Origin of the sequence: Aeromicrobium fastidiosum (assembly GCF_017876595.1) — a bacterium.
Lineage (GTDB): Bacteria > Actinomycetota > Actinomycetes > Propionibacteriales > Nocardioidaceae > Aeromicrobium > Aeromicrobium fastidiosum.
Genome location: NZ_JAGIOG010000001.1, coordinates 772,744 through 795,653 on the forward strand (window position 1 = coordinate 772,744; position 22,910 = coordinate 795,653).

Below are 22,910 nucleotides of genomic sequence, written 5' to 3' on the forward strand. Positions count from 1 at the left end.
CTCACCTCGTGACACTTCAGTTAACAGTGTGATACACATTACTACAGTAAACAGAGCGAGTCGTCAACGCTCGGTCCACCGCCGCAGGACCCTGATCGGAGCACCACATGAGTCAGCTGAGAGGGGCCCGCGTCGAGGGCTCCGTCGTCGTCGTCACCGGAGCCAACCGCGGCATCGGTCTCGCCTTCGTCCGCGAGGCCCTGAGCCGCGGTGCCGCCAAGGTCTACGCCGGCGTGCGCGACGTCGACGACGTCACCGACGAGTTGCGGCAGACCGGCGCCGAGATCATCGCGCTGGAGGTGACCAGCGCCGACGACATCGCCGCTGCCGCCGCGCACTGCACCGACGCGACGGTGCTGGTCAACAACGCCGGCCTCCACGCCCAGGACCGGCTGGTCAAGGCCACCGACCCCGACGCCGCCCGCCGCGAGATGGAGGTCAACTACTTCGCGCCGCTCGCGCTGACCCGCGCCTTCGCCCCGGTCATCGCGGCCAACGGCGGCGGCTCGATCGTCAACGTCCTGTCGGTCGCGGCCATCGCGCCGACCGCGTTCATGGGCGGCTACTCCCCCGCCAAGGCTGCCACGCTCTACCTCGGCGGCATCACCCGTGCCGAGCTCGGCCCGGACCACATCACGTGCACGTCGCTGATCGTCGGCTCGGTCGACACCCGCATGGCCTCGCACGTCGACGGCAAGAAGGAGGACCCGCTCGACATCGCGAAGGCCGGCCTCAAGGCGATGGAGCGCGGCGAGTGGACGTGCGACACCGACCGGATGGCCGTCGAGTCGCGGGCCCGCCTGGCCATGGACCCGGTGCGGTACGAGACCGGCCTCGGCAAGCTGCTGTTCATGTCGGACCTGAGCACCAAGGCATGAGCGAGCGCATCCGCGTCGCGCAGTGGGCGACCGGCGCGGTCGGCAAGACGATCCTGCGCGGCGTCATCGACCGTCCCGACCTCGAGCTGGTGGGCCTGTACGTCTACGGCGACAAGAAGGTCGGCCGCGACGCCGGCGACATCGCCCGCCGCGACACCACGGGCGTCATCGCCACGCGCGACATCGACGAGCTGGTCGCCACGCGTCCCGACGTGCTGATGCACGCTCCGCGGCTGCAGGTGCCCTACGAGAAACACGACGCCGACCTGACGAGGCTGCTGCGCGCCGGCATCAACGTCATCACGACCGCCGGCCAGCACTTCCCGCGTGCGCATGGCAGCGAGCGCGAGCAGATGTTCCTGGACGCCTGCGGGGAGGGCGGCAGCACGCTGTTCGGCATCGGCGTCAGCCCCGGCATCATCGGCGAGCGCCTGGCGCTCGGCCTGACCGGTGCCTCGATGCAGCTCGACGCCATCACGATCGACGAGGTGCTGGACGCCCGCAAGATGCCCGACCCCGACTTCGCCTTCACGGTGATGGGAATGGGCTCCGACCCCGCCACGCTCGACGGATCGGGCCCGCTGCCCACTCTCTACGCGTCGCTCTACCTCGAGACGATCGCGTTCATGTGCGAGCGCATGGGCGTGGTGTACGACGAGGTCGTCCCCGACCACCGCGTCGTGCCCGCGAGCCGCGACCTCGACGTCGCCGCGGGTCACATCCCAGCCGGGACGGTCGGCAGCACCGAGTGGCGCTGGCACGCGATGGTCGGCGGCAAGCCGTTCCTGACCCTCGCGATCATCTGGACGATGGAGCCCGACCGGCCGGAGTACGCCGGTCGCGACGAGTGGACGATCCACTTCTACGGCAAGCCGGAGATGGTCGTGACGCTGAACATGGTCGAGCCCGACGAGCCGGGCAGCCGCACCACCGCGGGACAGTACGTGACCGCAGGGCCTGCGCTGCGAGCCATCCGGCCGGTCGTCGAGGCACCGGCCGGCATCTTCGAGCCGCCGGTGTTCGCCCCGTTCCAGATGGAGGTCTCATGAGCGCAGTCGTCGAACCGCCGAGCCGCCAGGTCGGCCAGGTGGGCCAGGTCGTCGTGCCGGTACCGCCGGAGTACCGCGACCCCGAGTACGCGCTGCACGCCGACGGCTCGCGGGTCGAGCGGCTCGAGGACGTCCCCCGTCTCCGAGCGGCGGCGACGCCCGACCTGCCGGCGATCATCCAGCCGTCCGGGGCGACGTCGTTCGCCGAGCTCGATCGCCACGCCAGCCGGGTCGGCCAGGCACTGCTGCGCGACGGCGTGCAGGCCGGCGACCGCGTCGCCTACATCGGCGAGAACGCCCCGTCGTTTCTCGCCGTCCTCTACGGCGCGTCCAAGATGGGGGCCGTCCCCACCGCGCTCAACTTCCGCCTGGCGGTGCCCGAGATCGAGTACATCCTCGGCAACGGCGAGCCCGCGGTGGTGGTGCTGGGTCGCGGCGAGGAGCGTCTCGCCGAGGCCGCCGCCGCGGTGCCGAGCGTCCGCACCGTCGTCACGGTCGAGGCCGGACCGCACAGCGTCGCTTACGACGTGTGGCTCGAGGGCGTCTCCGACGACGATCCCGGCTACTCGCGCGGGTCAGACGAGACGGCGCTGATGTTCTACACGTCCGGCACGACCGGGCACCCCAAGGGCATAGAGCTGACCGGGCCCAACCTCGGCAAGGCCATCGCTGCGATGCACTACGTGCTCGAGCTCGACACCACGTCGATCGCGCTGGCGCCGGTGCCGTTCTTCCACGTCTCGGGCCTGGGACTCGCGCTGGTGAGCAACGTCAACGGCAGCGCCCTGCTGCTGCGCAACCCCACGTCGCCGGCAGATCTGTGCCAGATCCTGCAGGACGAGCAGGTGACCCACGCCGTCGCGGTACCCACGGTCATCCAGTTCCTCATCGCGATCCCCGAGGCACAGACTGCGGACTGGTCGGCGCTGAAGTACATGGTCTACGGCTCATCGCCCATGCCCGAACCCGTCCTGCGCGAGGCCACCGCCCTGCTCGGCTGCAAGTTCCTGCAGAGCTACGGACTGACCGAGTCGACCGGCGGCGTCACGATGCTGACCCCCGAGGACCACCGTCCGACGCCCGGGACGGCGCAGCGACTGCGCTCGGTCGGACGTCCGATGCCCAACATCCCGATCCGCATCGTCGACCCGGTGACGCTCGAGGACAAGGCCGTCGGCGAGCGGGGCGAGGTGTGGATCGGCGGCGCGCACGTCATGAAGCGCTACTGGCGCAACGAGGAGGCGACCGCGGCTGCTATCACTTCCGACGGCTGGCTGCGCTCGGGCGACGGCGGCTCGATCGACGCCGACGGCTACCTCTACCTGCACGACCGCATCAAGGACATGATCGTCTCCGGCGGCGAGAACATCTTCCCGGCCGAGGTCGAGAGCCTGCTGACCGAGCACCCCGCGGTCGCCCAGGCCGCCGTCGTCGGCATCCCGTCCGAGCGGTGGGGCGAGTCTCCCCTCGCCGTCGTGGTGAAGGCCCCCGGCACCGAGGTGACCGAGACCGAGCTGATCGCCTGGGCCCGCGAACGGCTGGCCCACTACAAGTGCCCCACCGCCGTGGCCTTCGTCGAGGCCCTTCCGCTCAACGCCAGCGGCAAGCTCCTGAAGCGGAGTCTTCGCGAGCAGTTCAGCTGAGGTGCCCGCCGACGGCCGACGAGGTCGTCGGATCCCGTCTCTCGCCCAGCGTGTTCACCTCGTCGAGCCGCGGACCCATGGTCGGGCACGTCTCGGCATGGAGTCTGTCGGGTGCTGTCCACCGTCGTCCTGCCGATCGTCTGCGTCGTGCTGGTCGGCACGATGCAGTTGACGGCTGACGACGGCGGACCTGCCGGCAGGCTCGCGCCCGAAGTCCGGCTCGAGTGGCCCCGTGTCAGACCAGGGTGAAGGCGACTCCGCTGACCGTGACCTCACGGGTGCCGGGCGAGATGCCGTCGGCGACCCTCACGTCGCAGCCGGTCATCATCTTGACGTCGCCCTTGACGAAGCGAGCCGTGCGAGCACCGATCGCGATCTGCAGGACGCCGTCGACGGTCTCGGCCGGGACGTCGAACAGCGTCGACCACTTCTGCGCGAGCGCCGACGGGTCGGGGTTGCTGATCTCGACGGCGAGGACGTCGTCGATCACAGGATTCTCGGAGACGTCGGCCTCGACGTCGTCCCAGAACCACTTCTCGGCCTCGGGGATCTCGTCGAGCTCGACCAGGATGCCGAGGTCGCCCGGGTGCAGCTGCACGATGCGACGGTCATAGACCACGATGTCCTCGATCGTGCGCGCGCCGACCGCCTCGGCACGCTCCAGGAACGGGCCGAGCGCCGGCACCTGGATGGCCAGGCCGTAGCCGCCACCGCCGCCGACCTTCTCGCACCACTTCGCGATCGGTGCCTCGGGCGTCAGCGCACCCACCAGCTCGAGGTGCGACTCCCCGCCGACGCGGAAGGTCTCGTCGTCCATGTTGATGCCCTCGAGCAGGGGATCGGCGAAACCCTTGGCCAGACCGAAGGCTTCGCGCATCTGCTTGCCGGCCACTTCCATGTCACCGGCGCCGATGATGACCTGGCGAATGATGGGGAACGTTCCGTGCTTCATCCGATACTCCTGTCGTGTCCTGCCCAGTGCGGAGCACGCAGCTCACGCTTGAGCACCTTCCCGGAAGGGTTCCGGGGCAGCTGTTCGATGACCTGCACCGCGGTCGGGCACTTGTAGTGCGCCAGCCGCTCGCGGGTGAAGGCGATGAGCTCGTCGCCGTCGACGGTCTCGCCCGCCTTGGCCACCACCACCGCAAGCGGCGTCTCGCCCCAGCGCTCGGACGGCACACCGATGACGGCGACCTCCTGCACGGCCGGGTGGGCCATGATCGCGTTCTCGACCTCGGCCGGGTAGATGTTCTCGCCGCCGCTCATCAGCAGGTCCTTGATGCGGTCCTTCAGGAAGACGTACCCATCGGCGTCCATGTAGCCGGCGTCGCCTGTGCGGAACCAGCCGTCGGGCCAGAACGCGGCCTCGGTGGCCTCGGGGTTGCGCCAGTACGCCGTGGTGACGCCAGGACCGCGCGTGACCACCTCGCCGACCTCGCCCGTCGCGCAGGCGGTGCCGGTGTCGGGGTCGAAGATCGCGACCTCCAGACCGGGCACGGCACGTCCGGCCGAGCGCAGCTTGCTGTCGGGGCCGACCACGTGGTCCTCCGGACGCAGGAACGTCGTGACGCCGACCGTCTCGGTCAGTCCGTAGCTCTGCGACAGCTGGGCACCGAAGGTCTTCTGCGCGCCGAGCATGACGGTCTCGGAGATGGGCGAGCCGCCGTAGACGACGTGCTCGACGCTGGAGTAGTCGGCCGCCGCCGCCTCGGGGCTCGTGATGAACAGCTGCATCACGGTCGGGACCATGATCACGTGGGTGGCCTTGAAGCCCACCAGCTGGCCCAGCATGTTCTGCGGCGTGACCTCGGTGAACTGCACGATCCGCCCGCCCGCGGCCAGCGCGATGAGCGACCAGCCGCCCGCGGCGATGTGGTAGTACGGCGTCGGCACCAGGCTGACCGAGGCCGGCGAGACATCGAACATCGCACCGAAGGCATCTACCGCCCACAAGAAGCCGCCGACCGTCGTCGTGACGCCCTTGGGCCGGCCCGTCGTGCCGGACGAGTACATCATCGAGGCCAGCGCGTCGCCGCCCTGATCGCGGCGCGGGTCGTCGGCCGGCTGCTCGGCAGCCCACTGCTCGTACGCCTTCCATCCGGCGGGCACCGAGGGCTCGCCCTCCTGCGAGAACACGAGCCTCAGGCCTGGCCAGTCGGCCGGCACCAGCGAGGTCAGGTGGTCCTCGACCAGGATGGCCGACGGATCGGCGTCGCCGAGGATCCAACCGATCTCCTCGGCCGACAGCCGGAAGTTGAGCGGGACGATGACGACGCCGGCCTTGGCGGCGGCGAAGAACAGCTCCCAGTACTCCGTCGCGTTGCGCGCCAGGTATGCGACGCGGTCGCCCACCCCGAGGCCGGCGGCGACGAGCCCGCTCGCGACGGCGTCCGACCGCGACGACAGCTCGCCGTAGGTGGTCGTGCGCCCCTCGCCGACGATCGCGGGGACGTCGGCGAACCGGTCGCCGTTCGTGCGGACGACGTCCGCCAGGGTCGTGCGGGTGGTGGTGGGGCTCATCGGTCTTCCTCTCCAGCGATCGTGCGGTCGGACCGACCGACGATGGTGATGTCGTGGCCCGTGAGGACCTCGTGGCACTCGTCGCAGCGGAACGTCGCCTCGAACGACTCGCCGCACGCGCGATGGTGCTGCACGATCGCGGGTCCCTCGGGCGCCCTGAACCACTCCTGCCCCCATTGCAGCGAGGCCGCGATGACGGGGTAGAACGCGCGGCCCTTCTCCGTCAGGCGGTACTCCGCCCAGTCCGGACGCTGAGCGTTCTGCGTGGCGACCAGCACGTCGATCGCGACGAACGCCCGCAGCCGCTCGGCCACGAGCGTCGGCGGTGCGCCCAGGTTGGCCTCGAAGTCGGAGAAGCGCGTGACGCCGCGGAAGGCCGCTCCGAGCAGGGCCGACGCCCAGCGGTTGCCGTAGACCATCATCGTCTCGGGGAACAGCCCCGCCGACGACCGTGCCGAGTCGGAGTCCGACCGGCGTCGTGTCACCGACTCCGGCACCGACCGCTCCCAGGAGCCGCTCGGCCCCCAGTCGCCGTCGATGTCCTTGGCTTCGACAGCCTTGCCGCAGGCACCGCACGAGAGCACGGGCGCGAAGTCGTGGCCGCACGCCTCGTGGTGCATCGTCGGCAGCTGCTCGGCGTGCCCGGGGACCCAGCGCCGCTCCCACTCCCAGATCGCCAGCATGAACGGCCACAGCGCGCGGCTGCGGTCGGTCACGACGTACTCGGCCCGTAGCGGGTTGGTCTGGTAGATGTGCCGGCGCAGCAACCCCTCGCGCACCAGCAGGTTGAGCCGGCTCGTCAGCACCGAGTTGGAGATCGGCAGCGCCGACATCAGCTGCCCGAACCGTCCCACGCCCTGCAACGCCTGCTGCACGATCAGCAGCGTCCACTCGTCGCCGAGCAGACCGAGCGTGCGGCCGATCGCGTTGGTCGCGCCCGGCTCGAGCTCGGTGGGTCGTGTCTCCAAGTCGGAGGAGACGTCGGGGACGTCGATGACTACAGCCCCACCGCGTCCGCGGCCGTGTCAGCGGTCTGCCAGCGCCGCAGGTCGGCGCCCGGGGCCCACGTGGAGTGGGTGCCGCTGGAGATGCGCTCGGGCAACCTGAGCTTGCACACCGGGCCGTCGGCGACGCGGGCCGCGTCGAAGATGACGGCGTACGAGGCGTCGTCGTTCATGTCGGTGGTCAGCGTGATGAGGTAGCCGTCGTCCTCGACGGTGCTGCCGATGCGCGGTGCCATCGCGGTCTCGCTCCCGTAGACGCCGTCACCGAAGGAGTAGCGCTCCTCGGTGCCGTCCTGGAGGTCGTGCTTGACCAGGCCGTCGAACAGGAACCATGAGGGCTTGCCGGTGGCGGCGTAGGCGTAGCGGTACTTCTGGCCCGCGTGCGCGCCGTTCATCATGCCGAACTCGGTGATCGAGTCGCTGAGCTGCTCCTCCTTGACCTGACCCGTGACCAGGTTCAGGCGCCAGCGGTGGAGCCTCGACTGCATGCGGTCGAGGGCCAGAAAGCGGAACGCGCGCTGCCAGTGGTTGCCCATGCCGTTGTCGGCGGGCTCGGGGTCCCCCTGGAAGAAGCCGTCGAGGACGATCTCGTCGCCCTCCTCGTAGGCGTTGACGAAGTGCAGCACGTAGGTCGACTCGGCCTCGAACCATCGGATGTCGGACGTCTGCCCCTTGCGCGGGATGACTGCGATGCGCAGTGGCGTCTCGGGGTGGAATCGCGCGATGTGGGCATCGGCCTTGAGCGCCTCGGGGTCCCAGTAGAGCGGGCAGTCGTTGAGGATCGCGTAGTTCTCGGTGAACGCCATGTCGTGCGGCAGCCGCGGCCCAGGCAGCGGGACGTCGATGTAGTGCGACAGGTCGTTGTTCGCGTCGACGACGCCGTAGTGCATGTACGGCGCCTCCTTGCTGTAGTTGAAGAACAGCATCTCGCCGGTGCGGTCGTCGACCTTGGGGTGCGCCGAGACGCCCCACTCGAACGGGAATTTGCCGTTCCACGTCTCCTTGCCCATCGTCTCGGCCGACATCGGGTCGATGCGGTACATGTCGCCGCACTGGTAGAACGTCGACAGCGCCTGGCCGCGGTGCACGATGACGTCGGTGCTCGACGCGTCCTTCATGCGGGTGCGCGCGCCCCAGCCCTCGTCGCGCTTCGAGCTCGACGGACGCTCGGCGAGCCCGGCCCAGAGCGCCTGCCCGGCCTCCTGCTCGGCGAGGAATCCGTCGGTGCGGATGAAACGGTTGCGGTAGAAGGCCTTGCCGTCGCGGAAGCCGACCACGTGGATCATGCCGTCGCCGTCGAACGGGTGGTAGTTCTTCAGCGACGGGTGCACGGGGTTCTCGGTGTTGCGCAGGTAGACGCCGTCGAGGTCGGTCGGGATCTCGCCCTCGACGACCTGCAGGTCGTCGGCCTTCCACTCGGTGGTCTGGGGCTGCCAGGGCCCTGTGCGGTACGGGTGGTCGTCGTCCGCGGGCAGCGTCGACAACAGTCTTCCGACGACTTCAACGTCCATGGGTGGTCTCCTTGGGTGGTTCGAGTCAGGCGGCGGGCGCGGCACCGACGACGAGGCTGACGGTCGTCGCGGTGCTGCCGCCGAAGTTGAGCGTGCCGAAGGTCGAGGCGCCGTCGACCTGGTAGTCGCCGGCGGTGCCGCTGACCTGCTTCGAGGCGTCGAGCAGCATCCGGACGCCGCTGGCACCGACGGGGTGGCCGCCGCCGATGAGGCCGCCGCTGGGGTTGATCGGCAGCGTTCCGCCCATCTCGATCTCGCCGTTCTCGATCGCCTTCCACGACTCTCCCGGGCCGGTCAGCCCGATGTGGTCGATCGCGACGTACTCGCTGGGCGTGAAGCAGTCGTGCGTCTCGAGACCGTCGAGGTCGTCGAGCGTGACCTTGGCGCGACCGAACGCGTCGAGCACGGCTTGCCGCAGGTGCGGCAGGACGTAGGGGTTGTCGCGGTCGCGCTCGATCTTCTGCTCGAGACCCAGGCCGACCGTGCGGTGGCCCCAGCCGAGCACCTGGGACAGCGGCCTCACGGCCGCTCCGGGGTGGTCGCGCAACCACGTGTCGTTGACGAGGACTACGCCGGCGCCCCCGTCGGTGACCTGGCTGCAGTCGAAGCGCCGCATGCGGCCGTCCACGACGGGGTTGATCGCATCGTCGCGACCCAGTCCGCCCACGAGGTCGGGCACGTCCCAGCCACGGGTCTGGGCGTTGGGGTTGCGGCGTCCGTTGGCGAAGTTGATCTGGGCGATCGCGCGCAGGTGCACGTCGTCGAGTCCGTAGCGCTCGTCGTACTCCTCGGCCACCTCGCTGAACATGTGCGGCCACATGAACGTCGCGTCCTGGCCCTCGTGCCCGACCCACGCGGCAGCACCGAGGTGGGCGGCAGCCTGGTCGCCGCTGACGGTCTTCTCCAGCTCGATGCCCACGACCAGCGCGCTGTCGTAGTTTCCGGCCCGCAGGTCGGCCATCGCGGCGAGCACTGCGATGCTGCCCGACGCGCACGCCGCCTCGTGGCGCGAGGACGGCACGCCCCACAGGTCGTCCCGCACCGTGGCGGGCATCGCGCCGAGCTGGCCCTGGCCCGTGAACAGCTGCCCGAAGGCGTTGGCGACGTGCACGACACCGATGTCGGAACCGTCGACCGACGAGCTCTCGAGCGTGTGGTCGACGACCTCGGACGTCAGATCGGCGAAGTCCTTGCCCTCTCGGGAGAGATTGCGGGCGAAGTCGCTCTGGTACCCGCCGAGCACCCAGATGTTCTCGCTCATCGCTGCTCTCCTCGTCGACATGGGGTTGCGTAGGTCACACGAAACGTACTACAACTAACAGAGTATCTCCACCAGCTGAATGAGGAAACCCCATGCCAGCACCGTCCGAAGCCCTCGTCCTCGACTACGTCCGCACGCCGCGCGGCAAGGCCAGCCGCAAGGGATCCCTGGCGTCGCACTCGCCGCTCGACCTCGTCGTCCACCTGCAGAAGGCCCTCGTCGAGCGCACCGGCCTCGACGTCGAGAGCATCGACGACATCACGCTCGGGTGCGCCTCGCAGGTCGACGAGCAGGGCTCCAACATCGCCCGCACCGCGGCGTTGCTCGCCGGATGGGGAGACAGCGTGCCGGGCGGCACCATCAATCGCTTCTGCGCCTCGGGCGTCGACGCCGTCGGCCAGACCGCCGCCCGCATCCGCGCCGACGACCTGCAGCTGGCGGTCGCCGGCGGCGTCGAGAGCGTCTCGCGCGTGCCGATGTTCGTCGACCGCGGTCCCCTGTGGGCAGATGCCGACATCATCCGGACGATCGGCTCGGTACACATGGGCATCGCCGCCGACCTCAACGCCACGATGGACGGCTTCACCCGCGACCAGCTCGACGCCTACGGTCTCGAGACGCAGCTCAAGGCGTCCAGGGCCCGGGCCGACGGCGCGTTCGCCCGCTCGCTCGTGCCCGTGCCACCGACAGGTGACGGGCCCGGGCTCGACCACGACGAGCTCGTGCGTCCCGACACGACCCTCGAGGGTCTCGCCACGTTGCCTCCCGCGTTCGCCGAGCTGGGAGCGGGGGGCCAGGACGCCATCGCGCTCGGTGCCCTGAGGTCGGAGCCGGGCCGCGGCATCGACGACATCACGCACCTGCACACCGTCGGCACCTCGCCGGCGATGGCCGACGCCTCGGCCCTCCTGCTGATCGGCAATGCCGCCTCAGCCGAGCGCGCCGGTCTCGTCCCACGCGCCCGCATCCTCGGCTCGGCCTCCACCTCGGTCAACCCCGTCGTGATGCTGACTGCCGGGCAGAGCGCCGTCGAGCAGGTCATCGCCCGCGCCGGCCTGACGCCCCACGACATCGACGTCTTCGAGTTCGCCGAGGCGTTCTCGGCCCTGTGCCTGCGATTCCGCCGCGACCTCGACGCTGGACCCGACCGCATGAACCCCAATGGCGGAACGATGGCGATGGGCCACGCGTTCGGCGCCACCGGTGCGATCCTCGTCGGCAGCTGCATCGAGGAGCTCGAGCGCCGCAACGGGCGTTACGGCGTCGCCGCAGTCAGCGGTGCCGCCGGCCTGGGCGTGGCGGTGCTGGTCGAGCGGATCGCCTCGTGACGCCATTGGACGGGCAGGTCGCGATCGTCACCGGCGGGGGCAAGGGGCTGGGCCGCGCCTTCGCCCTGCACCTGGCGTCGCTCGGAGCGGCCGTCGTGGTCAACAACCGTCACCGCGTGGTCGACGCCGACGGCCGCAGCGCCTCCGACCACGTCGTCGACGAGATCATCGCCGCCGGCGGACGTGCCGTGGCCGACCACGGCGACGTCTCCGACCCCGCCACGTCCGAGGCCATGGTCGCCGCCGCCATCGACACGTGGGGCCGACTCGACATCTGCGTCACGAGCGCTGCCGTCAGCGCGCCGCAAATGTTCCACAGCACGACCGCGCAGAACTTCGCGCAGGTCATGGCCATCAACGTGACCGGGACAGCGCTGGTCGCCGGTGCCGCGATGCGGGTCATGCGAGCGGCCGGGCACGGCCGCATCGTCATGGTCGCGTCGACCGCGGGCCTGCACGGCGAGCCGACCGTGTCGGCCTACGCCGCCAGCAAGGGTGCCGTCATCGCGCTGGGGCGCACCGCCGCCGCTGAAGGCGCCCGGCGCGGTGTGCTCACCAACGTCCTCCTGCCCTACGCCACCACCCAGATGACCGAGCAGAACATGGACCCCCGCTTCGCCGAGTCGATGCGCGCCGAGCTCGTCGCGCCCGTGGTCGGCGCGCTGGTCGACCCGACCTCGACCCTCAACGGCCAGGTCGTGGTCGCCGCCGGCTCGGGGCTGCGGGTGGCCGACGCCGTCGAGGGCGGCACCGTGATGCTGCCCGGCTCTCCCGCCCTGACGGGTGCCGACCTCGCCGACCTGCTCGACCGCAGCCGGTCGGGCCCCGCCCACACGTACGAGCACGCGCAGAAGGCCTTCCAGGACTTCGCCGCCGAGCTCGTCTGACCTCCAGCCACTTCCCCTCCCACCGATCCGAGGACCTCCATGAACGACCTGCCCTGGGGCGACATAGCCCTCAACGTCGTCGCCGTCACCGCGGCGATCATCGTGTTCATCGGCCTGATCATGGCCGCAGCGATCAAGATCCAGAACCAGTCGATCATCGACATCTTCTGGGGTCCCGGCTTCGTCGTGGCCGCCGTCGTGTCGTACCTCGTCTCATCCGGTTCGGGGGGCGACGACACGCGCCGGCTCGTGGTGCTCGCGCTGACGTCGGTGTGGGGTCTGCGTCTCGGTCTCTACATCGGCAACCGCAACCGGGGGCACGGACAGGACAAGCGCTACACCGCCCTGATGCGCCACCAGCAGGGATCGCTGATCGGATTCCTCGTGCGCAAGATCTACGGCCTGCAGGGTGCGCTCATGATCATCATCTCGATTCCCGTGCAGCTTGCGATGTACGAGAGCGAGCCGCTCGGCGTCATCGGCGCGATCGGCATCGCGATCTGGCTCGTCGGCTTCCTGTTCGAGGCCGTCGGCGACTGGCAGCTGGCCCGTTTCAAGGCCGATCCGGCGAACGCCGGAAAGGTCATGGACCGCGGGCTGTGGGCTTGGACGCGCCACCCCAACTACTTCGGCGACGCCGCGGTCTGGACGGGCCTGTTCGTCCTGGCGCTCGGCTCGGCCTGGGGCCTGCTGACGATCGTGTCGCCGATCATCATGACCAAGCTGCTCGTGAGCTTCAGCGGCAAGGCGCTGCTCGAGCGAGGCATGCGGCGCAGCAAGGGCGAGGCCTACGACGCGTACGTCGCCAAGACCAGCGGCTTCTTCCCCCTGCCCCCCAAGCGTCAGCCCTCCGGGGCCGGCACCTCGTCCTGATGCAGGGCCTCATCGGCCTGGCCGATCTGTTCGACCTCGACCGTCTGGACGACGACACCTGGGTCGGGCCCACCGACGGTGTGCGTCTGCCCCAGCTGTTCGGCGGCCAGCTCGTCGCGCAGTCGGTCGTCGCCGCGGGTCGCAGCGTCGACGACAAGGACGTCCATTCGGTCCACACGACGTTCCTGCGCGCGGGCACGTCGGGCACACCCGTCACCCTGCGCGTCGAGCGACTCCGCGACGGCCGGCAAATCTCGATCCGGGAGGTCAACGCATGGCAGGGCGACCGGCTGCTGTGCCGTTCGGTCGTGTCGTGCGCCGTGCCGGTCGAGGGCCTCGCGCACAGCCGGCCCGCGCCGACGACGCCGCCTCCGGACGCATGCCCCGACATCCGCGAGGTCGCCGCCGCTGACGGCGGGCTGGGCGAGTTCTGGGACGACTTCGCGTCGATCGAGGTACGCCTTGCACCCGACGTGCCTGGACCGGTCGCCCACTCCGCGTCGCCTGCGAACGGCGTCTGGATGCGGTCGGTGCACCCGCTCCCCGACGATCCCGTCCTGCACCGCGCCACGCTGGCCTACGCCAGCGACCTGATGCTGATGTCGACTGCCGTCACGCCGCACGGGCATGTGTCGGGGCACGAGCGCTCGCTGGCCAGCACGTGGAACGCCGTCTCGCTCGACCACGCCGTGTGGTTCCGTGGCACGCCCCGCGCCGACGGCTGGATGCTCTTCGAGCACACCACCCCCATGGCGCAGTCGGGCCGCGCGCTCATCGAGGCCGCCGTGTTCGACGAGCACGGCACTGCCCTCGGCCACGTCGTGCAGGAAGCACTCGTCAAGCCGCTCTGACCATCCACCCCACGCCTCACCCACCACTCACGGAGGATCCACCATGACCATCGACCACCCGCACGTGAAGCTGCTCGACCGCATCATCGCCGCCGCCGAGGCCGGGGACGCGTCCGACCTGTTCGACGTCTACGCCGACGACGCCGTCATCTGGCACAACACCGACGACCGCACGCAGGACGTCGCCCGCAACGCCAAGGTGCTCGAGGCGATGGACCGCTTCGTGACCGACCGCCGCTACACCGACCGCCGGGTGACCGCGTTCGACGGCGGGGCCGTGCAGCAGCACGTCCTGCGCGGCACCCGGCGCTCGACCGGCGAAGAGGTCGCACTGCACGCGTGCGTCGTCATCGCCGTCGACGATGACGGCCGCATCTCGCGCCTCGACGAGTACTTCGACTCCGCGGAGGCCGCTCGCTTCGCCTGAGCCGCCCGGACGACCGTGCTGGAGCCCGGCGCGAGCGGCGAGTCAGCGCCTCGACGACCCGCCCCGAGAAGGACGTCACGCAGGTCGGTCAGCTGGTGCGCGGCTCCCCGCCGAGGACCAGCAGCTTCAGGTCGTCGCCCTCGTCCACCAGGCCCAGCTTGTACTCGGAGCCCTGGATGTTGACCTCGAAGGAGTCGTCGCCCGACCGGTAGGCGCGGTAGGCCTTCTCGCCGTCGGCGTGCGTCAGGGGCAAGCCGTACGAGGACTGCGCGGCCGCGACGAAGGCGTCGACCCGCGCGTCGGAGTCGACCAGCACGGCGTCGGTCGAGCAGACGAACGCGACCACGGCACCGGCGATCGCCACGGACGCCGTGAGACCTGCGGCGCGCGCGTGGTCCTTCATGAACAGGTGCAGGCCAGCCAGGACGCCGACGACGAACAACGCGACGGCCAGACCCACGAGAGCGGTGTGGAGGTTGTCGTGACCGCCGGCGGTGAACACGTTCTTCATGGGTGGGACCTCTCGATGTGTGGGATGACCATCGGTGAGGCTACTGGGTGCGCGGAAGCGACGACCCCATGAGGTCATCCTCCGCGGGCCTCGCAGAACGCGCCTACGATCAGTCGATGATCGGTGACAGGTGGGGCGTGACGGACGCCGAGACGCGCCGGCACTTCCCGTGCGACGTCTTCGTGCCCGAGCCTGCGTGGCGGGCGTGGCGCGGAGTCGCCGTCGACGCCTCCCCGGACGCCGTGTGGCCGTGGATCGCGCAGCTCCGGCTGGCCCCCTACTCCTACGACTGGATCGACAACGTCGGACGACGCTCGCCCCGCGAGCTCCGCGGACTCCCCGACCCCGCGGTCGGCGACCCGTTCACCGCCACGGCCGGGCGTCCGATCGGGACCATCGTGTCGGTCGAGCCGGGCGTGCACCTGACCGCGAAGCTCGCCGGCGCGTACATGTCGTACGTCCTGGTGGACTCCGGCGGGACGACCCGGCTGCTGCTGAAACTCGCCGGCCGCAACGGCCGTGCGATCGGACCCGTCATCGTCGTCGGCGACCTCGTGATGGCCCGCAAGCAGCTCCTCACGTTCAAGGCTCTCGCCGAGCGCCGGTCGTAGGCTGGAGCGATGGATCCCGCCGACGCCGCCGAGCTGGCGCGACGCATGCGCGCGGCCGTCGTCGAAGAGGTCCCGCAGAGGCGGTGGGTGCTGCCGGCCGTCGCGCTGCTGGTCGCCGTCATCGCGGTCCTGGCCGTCGTGGCGCTGCAGGGCTAAGTCCAACGGACTGACAGGAGCGCGCCCGTCCGTGATACTGACAGTATGACTGTCAACGATCTGTCCGCCCCGCTCACACTGCCCTGCGGCCAGGTGTTGCCCAACCGGCTCATGAAGTCGGCGCTCAGCGAGGTGCTCGCCACTCGCGACGGTGCCCCCGACCACCGACTCGAGCGCCTCTACGGCACGTGGGCCGCCGGCGGCTACGGACTGCTCGTCACCGGCAACGTGATGGTCGACGGACGACAGATGGGCGAGCCCGGCAACGTCGTCGTCGAGGACGAGCGCCACCTACCGCAGCTGACCCGCTGGGCCAAGACCACCCACGACCACGGCGTTCCGCTCTGGATGCAGATCAACCACCCCGGCCGCCAGGCCAACCCCATGGCGCTGCGCCAGCAGTCCGTCGCGCCCAGCGCCATCGCGGTCAAGATCCCCGGAGCCCGCACGCCGCGCGCGCTGACCGGCGCCGAGATCGAGGACGTCATCGACCGCTTCGCCGCCACCGCGGCGGTCGCCGAGACCGCGGGCTTCGACGGCGTCCAGATCCATGCAGCGCACGGATACCTGCTGGCCCAGTTCCTGTCGCCCCTGTCGAACCAGCGGGACGACCAGTGGGGCGGCGACCCCGAGCGTCGCATGCGCTTCGCGATCGAGGTCGTGCGACGCGTCCGTGCCCGCGTCTCGCCCGGCTTCGCGGTCGGCATCAAGCTCAACTCCGCCGACTTCCAGCGCGGGGGGTTCACCGAGGAGGAGTCGCGCGACGTCGTCGCGGCGCTGTCGACCGAGGGCCTCGACCTGATCGAGGTCAGCGGCGGCAGCTACGAGTCGACCGCGATGTTCGGCGGCGCCGCGGCCAGCACCATCGCCCGCGAGGCCTACTTCCTGGAGTACGCGCGCGCCGTCCGGGACGTCGCCGGAGGCGTGCCGCTCGCCGTCACCGGAGGCTTCCGCACCCGCACCGCGATGGAGTCCGCGCTGGCGTCCGGCGACTGCGACCTCATCGGGCTCGGCCGTCCCACCTGCACGACGCCCGACGCGGCCGACGTCATCCTGCGCAGCCCCGACTCCCGGGTCGAGTCGCATCAGATCGGCTTCAGCCGCACCGGCGTGCTGAGCCGCATCACCGACGTCAAGGCCCTCAACAGCGCCGTCGACCTGGGCTGGCACGAGGACCAGCTGCACCGCATCGCCGCCGGCAAGGCACCTGACGCGGCCCGCACCAAGCTCGCCACGGCACTGTCGCTCGTGCGCCGCAACGGCCGCGACGCCTTCGCCAAGCGGCGCGCCTGAGGCTCAGTCCGACGTCTTCGCCGGATCCGGCGTGCAAGCGGCGAGGAAGTCCTTCGCGTCACCCGCCGCGATCTGCGCGGGCGTCAGCCAGCCCTCGTCCCGGACGTACGCGGTGCCGTCACCCTCGTGCTTGGCACCGTCGTCCTCCACCGGCCCGAGCAACGATGTGGCGACTCCTACAGCACCATCGGGTCCATCGAACGCGACGTCCATCTCGGCGTGATCACGCCAGTCGAAGCCGGCCGGCAACGGTTCGGACGTCTCGAACCCGGGCGCAGCGACCTCGTCCCCGACGGCGAGCTGGTCGACTGTGGTGGGGGTCACCGCGGTCAGCTGGGCGCGCCGAGAGGGAGCGTCTCCGTTGCCGCGGAACGAGACCACGATCCGGGTGACATCCGGGCACGGAGCACCGGTCAGGATCATGAGCCGGTCTCCGACCGCCTGGAGCCCCACCACCTGCGGCAGCGACGGCGCGAACTGGGCCGGTCCGCTGCACCTCACCACGAACAGGGCGACCAGGGCCAGCACCACGAGCAGCAGGATCCTTCCGACGAGCCTCATCGGTAGCCACCGTCGCTCAGACCAGCGTCCTCCTCGGTGTCGTTCCGCCCCCGGACCTGCTCCCACAGGTAGGACGCGACGAACCGGGCAGGCCCCTCGGCAGCCCACTGCTGCGAGTGGCGTTCCTCGTGGTGCATCAGGCGGACCAGGTCGACGCTGCCCGCAAACGTGGTGCCGTCCTCGCGCTGGTGACGCGAGCGCCCCGACAGCACCACGGCGCGCAGCTCCGCGACCGGGTCGATGCCACGACCGATGTTGAGCACGAAGACGTCGCCGTACGTCGTGCCGCCGCGTTGGCTGAAGAGCCCCAGCAGCCGGTTGCCGCCCAGGCCCATCAGCATCCCGTTGGGAGTCGTCACCAGCCGGCCGCCGTTGCGGTGGACGAAGGGGACGACCAGGGAGTAGCTCCACGCGTTGCGCCGCTGCCGATCGACGATCCGCTGCGCTTCGCCCGCGGAGTACGGCGTCGCGGCGAAGTCGGTGACAGGTCCGGACGCGCCGTAGCCGGTGCCGGCATTCACGACGTAGGTCATGATCACGGCCCGGCGCACGTCGTCCGCGCTCGCGTCGCAGGGCAGCAGGAAGAACGAGGCACCGGCGGGGTCGACGATCTCGTCCAATCCGTCCAGCACTGCGAGGTCATCGGGCCCGACGCCGTGGAGCCGCACGATCTCGGCGACCGTGTCGGCGTCGACACCGCGCCGGTCGACGTTCTCGCGCCACCGCTGTGACGCGTCCTCCCCCGGATGGTCGCTCATCGTCCCGAACGTAGCAGCAACGACGGCGTCGTCAGCGCCCGCGCGATGTGTGAGGTTCTGCACGGGTCAGGGCACCGAACCGGTGCAGAACCGCACACATCGCGAGGGCGGGCGCGCGGCCGACGGGCGGGTCAGCCCCGCAGCTGGGCCGACAGCGGGCAGTCGAAGGGGTCGCGAGCCCGCAGACCGACGTTGTTGAGGTAGTCGACCACGATCGCGTAGGAGCGGAAGAGCCCGACCTCCATGTAGTCAATGCCGTGGGCCTCGCAGTGCGCCTTGACGAACGGCTGGGCCTTGCGCAGGTTGCAGCGCGGCATGCTCGGGAACAGGTGGTGCTCGATCTGGTAGTTGAGCCCGCCCATCGCCCAGTCGACGACCGGATTGCCCCGCACGTTGCGCGACACCATGACCTGGCGGCGCAGGAAGTCGAGCTTCATCTCCGGCGGGATGATGGGCATGCCCTTGTGGGCCGGCGCGAACGACGCCCCGAGGCAGAACCCGAACACCGCCATCTGCACCGCGAAGAAGGCCACGGCCTTGCCGAGCGGCAGGAACGCCAGCAGGATCGCGACGTACGCGACCAGGCGGGTCACGACGAGCCACAGCTCGACCCGCCGCCATGGCTGGTTGGACGTCTTGTCGCGGGCGGCGCGGATGCTCTCGGCGTGCAGGTTGAGCCCCTCGAGCGTCAGCAGCGGGAAGAACAGCCACCCCTGGCGCTTCACGAACCAGCCGGCGAACCCGGTCGTCCGCTGGGCGACGATGCCGGGCGTGAACGCGATGGCACCGGGGCCGATGTCGGGGTCGTAGCCCTCGAGGTTGGGGCCCTTGTGGTGCATGTTGTGCTTGGCTCGCCACCACGCGAAGCTCAGCCCCGCGAAGCCGCCCGCGAGGATGCGCGCGGTCCACGAGTTCCACGCGGCCGACGCGAACATCTGGCGGTGGGCGGCGTCGTGACCGAGGAAGCCGAACTGCGTGACGATGACGCCGAGTGCCGCGGCCAGCGCGAGCTGCCACCACGAGTTGCCGACCACGAAGAACGCGGCCCAGATGCCGAAGAACGCTCCGACGTGGACGCCGATCTGCATCCAGTAGTAGCCGTGGCGACGCTCCAGCAGCCCCTCGTCCTTGACCGTGCGCATCAGGTCGGTGAAGTGGCTGACGTATTCGCCTGACGGCGTGGTCGCCGGGTTGATCTCTGTCGTCATCGGTGGCCCCCTTCAGACTGGTCGTTCCGACAGCCGAATCGGCTCTGCCGGTACGTGCCCACGCAGTCTCGCACGGTTGGGTTGCTCCAGCGTGTCGAGAGCCTGTGAAGCTCTTGAGATCCTCGGCACGACTCAGCCGAGCTCGAGCAGCAGGTCACCACCCTCGGCCTGCCGGGTGTCGGCGATGACGAGCCTGGCGACGGTCCCGGCGTTGGCGGTAGTGATCGCCGCCTCCATCTTCATGGCCTCGATCGTGGCGACGGTCTGCCCGGCTTCGACGGTTTCGCCCTCGGCCACGAGGGCATGGACGACGCCTGCGAAGGGGACGGCGACGTGCCGCGGGTTGGCCGAGTCGGCCTTCTCGGCGGCCGTGGCGCGGGAGTCGACCGACCGGTCGCGCACCTCGGTGGGACGCAGCTGCCCGTTGATCGTGCCGAGGACGTTGCGGATGCCGCGCTCGTCGGCGTCGCCGATCGCCTCGATGCCGAAGATCAGCATCCTGCCCTCGGCGATCTCGACCTCGGTCTCGCCGCCGTCCTGGCGCATGCCGTAGAGGAACGCCTCGGTGGGGACGACCGACAAGTCGCCGTACTCGGCCAGCGCCTGGTCGAAGTCGGCCGTGGGCCCGGGGAACAGCAGCCGGTTGAGCGTGTGGCGACGTTCCGACGCCAACCCGGCGCGGTCGTCGTCGCTCAGCTCGGTGACGGACGGCTTGGTGTTGCGTCCCCGCAGGGCCTTGGTGCGGAACGGCTCGGGCCAGCCGCCGGGTGGGTCGCCGAGCTCTCCGGACAGGAAGCCGATGACGGAGTCGGGGATGTCGAACGACGCCGGGTCGTCCGCGAACTCGGCCGGGTCGGCACCCACGGCCACGAGGTGCAGCGCGAGATCGCCGACGACCTTGGACGACGGGGTCACCTTGACGACGTTGCCGAGGATGTCGTTGGCCGCGGCGTACATGTCCTCGATCTGCTCGAACTTCTCGCCCAGACCCAGCGCGACCGCCTGCTGGCGCAGGTTCGACAGCTGCCCGCCGGGGATCTCGTGCCGGTAGACCCGGCCCGTCGGGGCGGGCAGTCCCGACTCGAACGGCGCGTAGAGACGGCGGGTGGCCTCCCAGTAGGGCTCGAGGGCGTTGACGGCGTCGATGTCGAGCCCCGTCGTCCGCTCGGAGTGGTTGGTCGCCGCGACCAGGGCCGACATCGGCGGCTGGCTCGTGGTGCCGGCCAGCGCCGCCGATGCAGCATCCACGGCGTCGACCCCGGCGTCGATCGCGGCGACGAGCGTCGCGAGCTGACCACCGGGGGTGTCGTGGGTGTGCAGGTGCACGGGCAGGTCGAACCGCTCGCGCAACGCACGCACGAGCGTCCGGGCGGCCGGTGCACGCAGCAGACCCGCCATGTCCTTGATCGCCAGGACGTGTGCGCCGGCCTCGACGATGCGATCGGCCAGTCGCAGGTAGTAGTCGAGCGTGTAGAGCTTCTCGCCCGGATCGGAGAGGTCGCCGGTGTAGCAGAGCGCGACCTCGGCGACCGTCGTGCCGGTCGCGCGGACCGCCTCGATCGCCGGACGCATCTGGTCGACGTCGTTGAGGGCGTCGAAGATGCGGAAGATGTCGATGCCGGTCGCGGCGGCCTCGGCGACGAACGCGTCGGTCACCTCCGTCGGGTACGGGGTGTAGCCGACCGTGTTGCGGCCGCGCAGCAGCATCTGCAGGCAGATGTTGGGTGCCGCCTGCCGCATCGCGGCCAGCCGCTGCCACGGGTCCTCCTTGAGGAACCGCAACGCGACGTCGTACGTCGCCCCGCCCCATGCCTCGATGCTCAGCAGCTGCGGCGTCATCCGCGCGACGTACGGGGCGACCTGCACCAGGTCACGGGTACGCACCCGAGTCGCCAGCAGCGACTGGTGCGCGTCGCGGAACGTCGTGTCCGTCACCCCGACCGTGTCTCGCTGCCGCAACGCGGCCGCCCAGGCGTCGGGGCCGAGCTCGGCCAGCAGCTGCCGCGAACCGTCAGGGGCCGGAGCCGTCAGGTCGACCAGCGGCAGCTTCGAAACCGGGTCGACGCTCGTCGGCGAGACGCCGTGCGGCTGGTTGACCGTCGCGTCGGCGAGCCACGACAGGATCTTGCCGGCTTGGTCGGACGCGCCATGGGCGTCGAGCAGCCCCGGGTGCTCCTCGATGAACGACGTCGTGACCCGTCCGGCCCGGAAGTCAGGATCGGCCAGCAGCCCCTTCAGGAACGGGATGTTGGTCGAGACACCGCCGACGTGGAACTCCCCCAGCGCCCGCTCGGCCCGGGTCACCGCCGCCTCGAAGTCGCGACCCCGGCACGTCAGCTTGCTCAGCAGGGAGTCGAAGTGCGCGCTGACGACCGCGCCGGTGAACGTCGTGCCGCCGTCGAGCCGCACCCCCGGCCCGCCCGGCGAGCGGTACGACGTGATCGTGCCGGTGTCGGGGCGGAACCCGTTGGCGGGGTCCTCGGTCGTGATGCGGCACTGCAGCGCGAAGCCGCGCGCCTTGATGTCGTCCTGCACGTCGAGACCGAGATCGGCGAGCGTGTCACCCGCGGCGACCCGGATCTGAGCCTGTACGAGGTCGACGTTGGTGACCTCCTCGGTCACGGTGTGCTCGACCTGGATACGCGGGTTCATCTCGATGAAGACGTACCGCCCGTCGGCGCCGAGCAGGAACTCGACGGTGCCGGCGCACGAGTAGTCGATCGACTCGGTGAACCGCACCGCGTCGGCGCACATCGCCTTGCGGATGTCGCGCGGCAGGTGCGGCGCGGGCGCGATCTCCACGACCTTCTGATGGCGGCGCTGCACCGAGCAGTCGCGCTCCCGCAGGTGCACGACGTTGCCTTGCCGGTCGGCCAGGATCTGGACCTCGATGTGCCGCGCGTCGACGACTGCCTCCTCGATGAAGCACGTCGGGTCGCCGAACGCCCCGTCCGCTTCCCGCATCGCGGCCTGGATCGACTCGCGCAGCAGGGCCGGGTCGTCGACCTTGCGCATCCCCCGGCCACCACCGCCCGCGACGGCCTTCACGAACAGCGGGTACGTCAGCACCGACGACGCCTCGACCAGCACGTCGACGTCGTCGGACGGGTCGACCGACGTCAGCGTCGGCACCCCCGCAGCCCTGGCCGCCGCGATCGCCGACGCCTTGTTGCCCGTCAGCTCCAGCACGTGCTTCGGCGGACCGATGAACGTGATGCCCGCCCGCTCGCACGCTTCGGCCAGATCGGGGTTCTCCGACAAGAACCCGTAGCCGGGGTACACCGCGTCGGCCCCCGCGCGCACCGCCGTCGCCACGATCGCCTCGGGGTCGAGGTAGGCCCGCACGGGGTGACCGCGCTCGCCGATCTCGTACGCCTCGTCGGCGCGCACCCGGTGCTCGGACCCGCGGTCCTCGTACGGGAACACCGCCACCGTGCGGACACCCAGCTCGTGCGCGGCACGGATCGCCCTGATCGCGATCTCACCACGATTGGCCACCAGGATCTTCTGGAACATCGGGACCGACCTCGCCTCAGGGGTTGTTCTGTCGACAGCTGGCGGTCACGCTATCGCCCGGGCG

21 protein-coding genes are annotated in these 22,910 nt (G+C 70.3%); 11 read left to right on the forward strand and 10 right to left on the reverse strand.

All coding sequences use genetic code 11. From position 1 onward, the window contains the following. Nucleotides 1-107: 107 nt before the first annotated feature. Genes JOF40_RS03800 through JOF40_RS03810 form a run of 3 tightly spaced genes read left to right on the forward strand, consistent with a single transcriptional unit; the run spans nucleotide 108 to nucleotide 3,570 of the window. On the forward strand, nucleotides 108-878 hold the full coding sequence (locus tag JOF40_RS03800) for an SDR family oxidoreductase (protein WP_129180249.1): 771 nt from the start codon (nucleotides 108-110) through the stop codon (nucleotides 876-878). Continuing rightward, complete coding sequence (locus JOF40_RS03805) at nucleotides 875-1,927, forward strand: NAD(P)H-dependent amine dehydrogenase family protein (RefSeq protein ID WP_129180251.1); 1,053 nt, start codon at nucleotides 875-877, stop codon at nucleotides 1,925-1,927. The genes JOF40_RS03800 and JOF40_RS03805 overlap by 4 nt, the downstream gene beginning before the upstream one ends. Next, nucleotides 1,924-3,570 (forward strand): long-chain-fatty-acid--CoA ligase, encoded by a 1,647-nt coding sequence (locus JOF40_RS03810; RefSeq protein WP_129180253.1) that lies wholly within the window; start codon nucleotides 1,924-1,926, stop codon nucleotides 3,568-3,570. The genes JOF40_RS03805 and JOF40_RS03810 overlap by 4 nt, the downstream gene beginning before the upstream one ends. A gap of 235 nt (nucleotides 3,571-3,805) precedes the next feature. Here JOF40_RS03810 and JOF40_RS03815 read toward each other — a convergent pair whose 3' ends face one another. From JOF40_RS03815 to JOF40_RS03835, 5 genes are read right to left on the reverse strand one after another with little or no spacing between them, the layout of a single operon-like run. Beyond that, nucleotides 3,806-4,522 (reverse strand): VOC family protein, encoded by a 717-nt coding sequence (locus tag JOF40_RS03815; RefSeq protein WP_129180255.1) that lies wholly within the window; start codon nucleotides 4,520-4,522, stop codon nucleotides 3,806-3,808. Next, nucleotides 4,519-6,090 (reverse strand): long-chain-fatty-acid--CoA ligase, encoded by a 1,572-nt coding sequence (locus JOF40_RS03820; RefSeq protein WP_129180257.1) that lies wholly within the window; start codon nucleotides 6,088-6,090, stop codon nucleotides 4,519-4,521. The genes JOF40_RS03815 and JOF40_RS03820 overlap by 4 nt, the downstream gene beginning before the upstream one ends. Beyond that, on the reverse strand, nucleotides 6,087-7,058 hold the full coding sequence (locus tag JOF40_RS03825) for a winged helix-turn-helix transcriptional regulator (RefSeq protein ID WP_245343093.1): 972 nt from the start codon (nucleotides 7,056-7,058) through the stop codon (nucleotides 6,087-6,089). Before JOF40_RS03825 ends, JOF40_RS03820 begins: the two co-directional genes overlap by 4 nt. A 29-nt stretch (nucleotides 7,059-7,087) precedes the next feature. Further along, complete coding sequence (locus JOF40_RS03830) at nucleotides 7,088-8,605, reverse strand: carotenoid oxygenase family protein (protein ID WP_129180260.1); 1,518 nt, start codon at nucleotides 8,603-8,605, stop codon at nucleotides 7,088-7,090. Between the two features lie 25 nt (nucleotides 8,606-8,630). Further along, the gene (locus tag JOF40_RS03835; protein ID WP_129180262.1) at nucleotides 8,631-9,866 is read right to left on the reverse strand and encodes an acetyl-CoA acetyltransferase; all 1,236 of its coding nucleotides are present in this window, start codon (nucleotides 9,864-9,866) and stop codon (nucleotides 8,631-8,633) included. Nucleotides 9,867-9,958: 92 nt separating this feature from the next. Between JOF40_RS03835 and JOF40_RS03840 the strand changes: the two genes are divergently transcribed. The 5 genes from JOF40_RS03840 to JOF40_RS03860 are packed head-to-tail and all read left to right on the forward strand — an operon-like array spanning nucleotide 9,959 to nucleotide 14,232. Further along, a complete protein-coding gene (locus JOF40_RS03840) occupies nucleotides 9,959-11,194 on the forward strand; it encodes an acetyl-CoA C-acyltransferase (RefSeq protein WP_129180263.1) in 1,236 nt (411 codons plus the stop codon). After that, a complete protein-coding gene (locus JOF40_RS03845) occupies nucleotides 11,191-12,081 on the forward strand; it encodes an SDR family NAD(P)-dependent oxidoreductase (protein ID WP_129180265.1) in 891 nt (296 codons plus the stop codon). The genes JOF40_RS03840 and JOF40_RS03845 overlap by 4 nt, the downstream gene beginning before the upstream one ends. A 39-nt stretch (nucleotides 12,082-12,120) precedes the next feature. Further along, nucleotides 12,121-12,954, forward strand: coding sequence for a DUF1295 domain-containing protein (locus tag JOF40_RS03850; RefSeq protein ID WP_129180267.1), 834 nt, complete (start codon nucleotides 12,121-12,123; stop codon nucleotides 12,952-12,954). Then, a complete protein-coding gene (locus JOF40_RS03855; RefSeq protein WP_188111665.1) occupies nucleotides 12,954-13,805 on the forward strand; it encodes an acyl-CoA thioesterase in 852 nt (283 codons plus the stop codon). Before JOF40_RS03850 ends, JOF40_RS03855 begins: the two co-directional genes overlap by 1 nt. A gap of 43 nt (nucleotides 13,806-13,848) precedes the next feature. Beyond that, nucleotides 13,849-14,232: a nuclear transport factor 2 family protein gene (locus JOF40_RS03860; RefSeq protein ID WP_129180269.1), complete on the forward strand. Its 384-nt coding sequence runs from the start codon at nucleotides 13,849-13,851 to the stop codon at nucleotides 14,230-14,232. 88 nt (nucleotides 14,233-14,320) lie between these two features. Here JOF40_RS03860 and JOF40_RS03865 read toward each other — a convergent pair whose 3' ends face one another. Further along, the gene (locus tag JOF40_RS03865; protein WP_129180271.1) at nucleotides 14,321-14,743 is read right to left on the reverse strand and encodes a hypothetical protein; all 423 of its coding nucleotides are present in this window, start codon (nucleotides 14,741-14,743) and stop codon (nucleotides 14,321-14,323) included. Between the two features lie 116 nt (nucleotides 14,744-14,859). On the opposite strand from JOF40_RS03865, the gene JOF40_RS03870 reads away from it, so the two are divergent. Genes JOF40_RS03870 through JOF40_RS03880 form a run of 3 tightly spaced genes read left to right on the forward strand, consistent with a single transcriptional unit; the run spans nucleotide 14,860 to nucleotide 16,803 of the window. Then, nucleotides 14,860-15,354 (forward strand): polyketide cyclase, encoded by a 495-nt coding sequence (locus tag JOF40_RS03870; RefSeq protein WP_129180273.1) that lies wholly within the window; start codon nucleotides 14,860-14,862, stop codon nucleotides 15,352-15,354. Between the two features lie 9 nt (nucleotides 15,355-15,363). Further along, on the forward strand, nucleotides 15,364-15,510 hold the full coding sequence (locus tag JOF40_RS03875) for a hypothetical protein (protein WP_188111666.1): 147 nt from the start codon (nucleotides 15,364-15,366) through the stop codon (nucleotides 15,508-15,510). Nucleotides 15,511-15,555: 45 nt separating this feature from the next. Beyond that, on the forward strand, nucleotides 15,556-16,803 hold the full coding sequence (locus JOF40_RS03880) for an NADH:flavin oxidoreductase/NADH oxidase family protein (protein ID WP_129180275.1): 1,248 nt from the start codon (nucleotides 15,556-15,558) through the stop codon (nucleotides 16,801-16,803). A 3-nt stretch (nucleotides 16,804-16,806) separates the two neighbouring features. Here the strand turns inward: JOF40_RS03880 and JOF40_RS03885 are convergent, their stop codons facing one another. From JOF40_RS03885 to JOF40_RS03900, 4 genes are all read right to left on the reverse strand, one after another. Continuing rightward, nucleotides 16,807-17,364 carry a hypothetical protein gene (locus tag JOF40_RS03885; RefSeq protein WP_129180277.1) on the reverse strand — a complete coding sequence of 186 codons (558 nt, stop codon included), beginning with the start codon at nucleotides 17,362-17,364 and terminating at the stop codon, nucleotides 16,807-16,809. Beyond that, complete coding sequence (locus tag JOF40_RS03890; RefSeq protein WP_129180279.1) at nucleotides 17,361-18,122, reverse strand: hypothetical protein; 762 nt, start codon at nucleotides 18,120-18,122, stop codon at nucleotides 17,361-17,363. The genes JOF40_RS03885 and JOF40_RS03890 overlap by 4 nt, the downstream gene beginning before the upstream one ends. Before the next feature lie 131 nt (nucleotides 18,123-18,253). Further along, nucleotides 18,254-19,330 (reverse strand): fatty acid desaturase family protein, encoded by a 1,077-nt coding sequence (locus JOF40_RS03895; RefSeq protein WP_129180282.1) that lies wholly within the window; start codon nucleotides 19,328-19,330, stop codon nucleotides 18,254-18,256. Nucleotides 19,331-19,462: 132 nt separating this feature from the next. Then, nucleotides 19,463-22,846, reverse strand: coding sequence for a pyruvate carboxylase (locus JOF40_RS03900; RefSeq protein ID WP_129180283.1), 3,384 nt, complete (start codon nucleotides 22,844-22,846; stop codon nucleotides 19,463-19,465). Nucleotides 22,847-22,910: the final 64 nt, after the last annotated feature.

What these genes read in the sequence shown, in the direction of transcription:
- JOF40_RS03835 (WP_129180262.1), bottom strand. Translation starts at nt 9,866, where the DNA reads ATGAGCGAGAACATCTGGGTGCTCGGCGGGTACCAGAGCGACTTCGCC.
- JOF40_RS03840 (WP_129180263.1), top strand. Translation starts at nt 9,959, where the DNA reads ATGCCAGCACCGTCCGAAGCCCTCGTCCTCGACTACGTCCGCACGCCG.
- JOF40_RS03890 (WP_129180279.1), bottom strand. Translation starts at nt 18,122, where the DNA reads ATGAGCGACCATCCGGGGGAGGACGCGTCACAGCGGTGGCGCGAGAAC.
- JOF40_RS03870 (WP_129180273.1), top strand. Translation starts at nt 14,860, where the DNA reads ATGATCGGTGACAGGTGGGGCGTGACGGACGCCGAGACGCGCCGGCAC.
- JOF40_RS03820 (WP_129180257.1), bottom strand. Translation starts at nt 6,090, where the DNA reads ATGAGCCCCACCACCACCCGCACGACCCTGGCGGACGTCGTCCGCACG.
- JOF40_RS03810 (WP_129180253.1), top strand. Translation starts at nt 1,924, where the DNA reads ATGAGCGCAGTCGTCGAACCGCCGAGCCGCCAGGTCGGCCAGGTGGGC.
- JOF40_RS03880 (WP_129180275.1), top strand. Translation starts at nt 15,556, where the DNA reads ATGACTGTCAACGATCTGTCCGCCCCGCTCACACTGCCCTGCGGCCAG.
- JOF40_RS03855 (WP_188111665.1), top strand. Translation starts at nt 12,954, where the DNA reads ATGCAGGGCCTCATCGGCCTGGCCGATCTGTTCGACCTCGACCGTCTG.
- JOF40_RS03805 (WP_129180251.1), top strand. Translation starts at nt 875, where the DNA reads ATGAGCGAGCGCATCCGCGTCGCGCAGTGGGCGACCGGCGCGGTCGGC.
- JOF40_RS03865 (WP_129180271.1), bottom strand. Translation starts at nt 14,743, where the DNA reads ATGAAGAACGTGTTCACCGCCGGCGGTCACGACAACCTCCACACCGCT.
- JOF40_RS03885 (WP_129180277.1), bottom strand. Translation starts at nt 17,364, where the DNA reads ATGAGGCTCGTCGGAAGGATCCTGCTGCTCGTGGTGCTGGCCCTGGTC.
- JOF40_RS03800 (WP_129180249.1), top strand. Translation starts at nt 108, where the DNA reads ATGAGTCAGCTGAGAGGGGCCCGCGTCGAGGGCTCCGTCGTCGTCGTC.
- JOF40_RS03895 (WP_129180282.1), bottom strand. Translation starts at nt 19,330, where the DNA reads ATGACGACAGAGATCAACCCGGCGACCACGCCGTCAGGCGAATACGTC.
- JOF40_RS03815 (WP_129180255.1), bottom strand. Translation starts at nt 4,522, where the DNA reads ATGAAGCACGGAACGTTCCCCATCATTCGCCAGGTCATCATCGGCGCC.
- JOF40_RS03830 (WP_129180260.1), bottom strand. Translation starts at nt 8,605, where the DNA reads ATGGACGTTGAAGTCGTCGGAAGACTGTTGTCGACGCTGCCCGCGGAC.
- JOF40_RS03850 (WP_129180267.1), top strand. Translation starts at nt 12,121, where the DNA reads ATGAACGACCTGCCCTGGGGCGACATAGCCCTCAACGTCGTCGCCGTC.
- JOF40_RS03875 (WP_188111666.1), top strand. Translation starts at nt 15,364, where the DNA reads ATGGATCCCGCCGACGCCGCCGAGCTGGCGCGACGCATGCGCGCGGCC.
- JOF40_RS03900 (WP_129180283.1), bottom strand. Translation starts at nt 22,846, where the DNA reads ATGTTCCAGAAGATCCTGGTGGCCAATCGTGGTGAGATCGCGATCAGG.
- JOF40_RS03860 (WP_129180269.1), top strand. Translation starts at nt 13,849, where the DNA reads ATGACCATCGACCACCCGCACGTGAAGCTGCTCGACCGCATCATCGCC.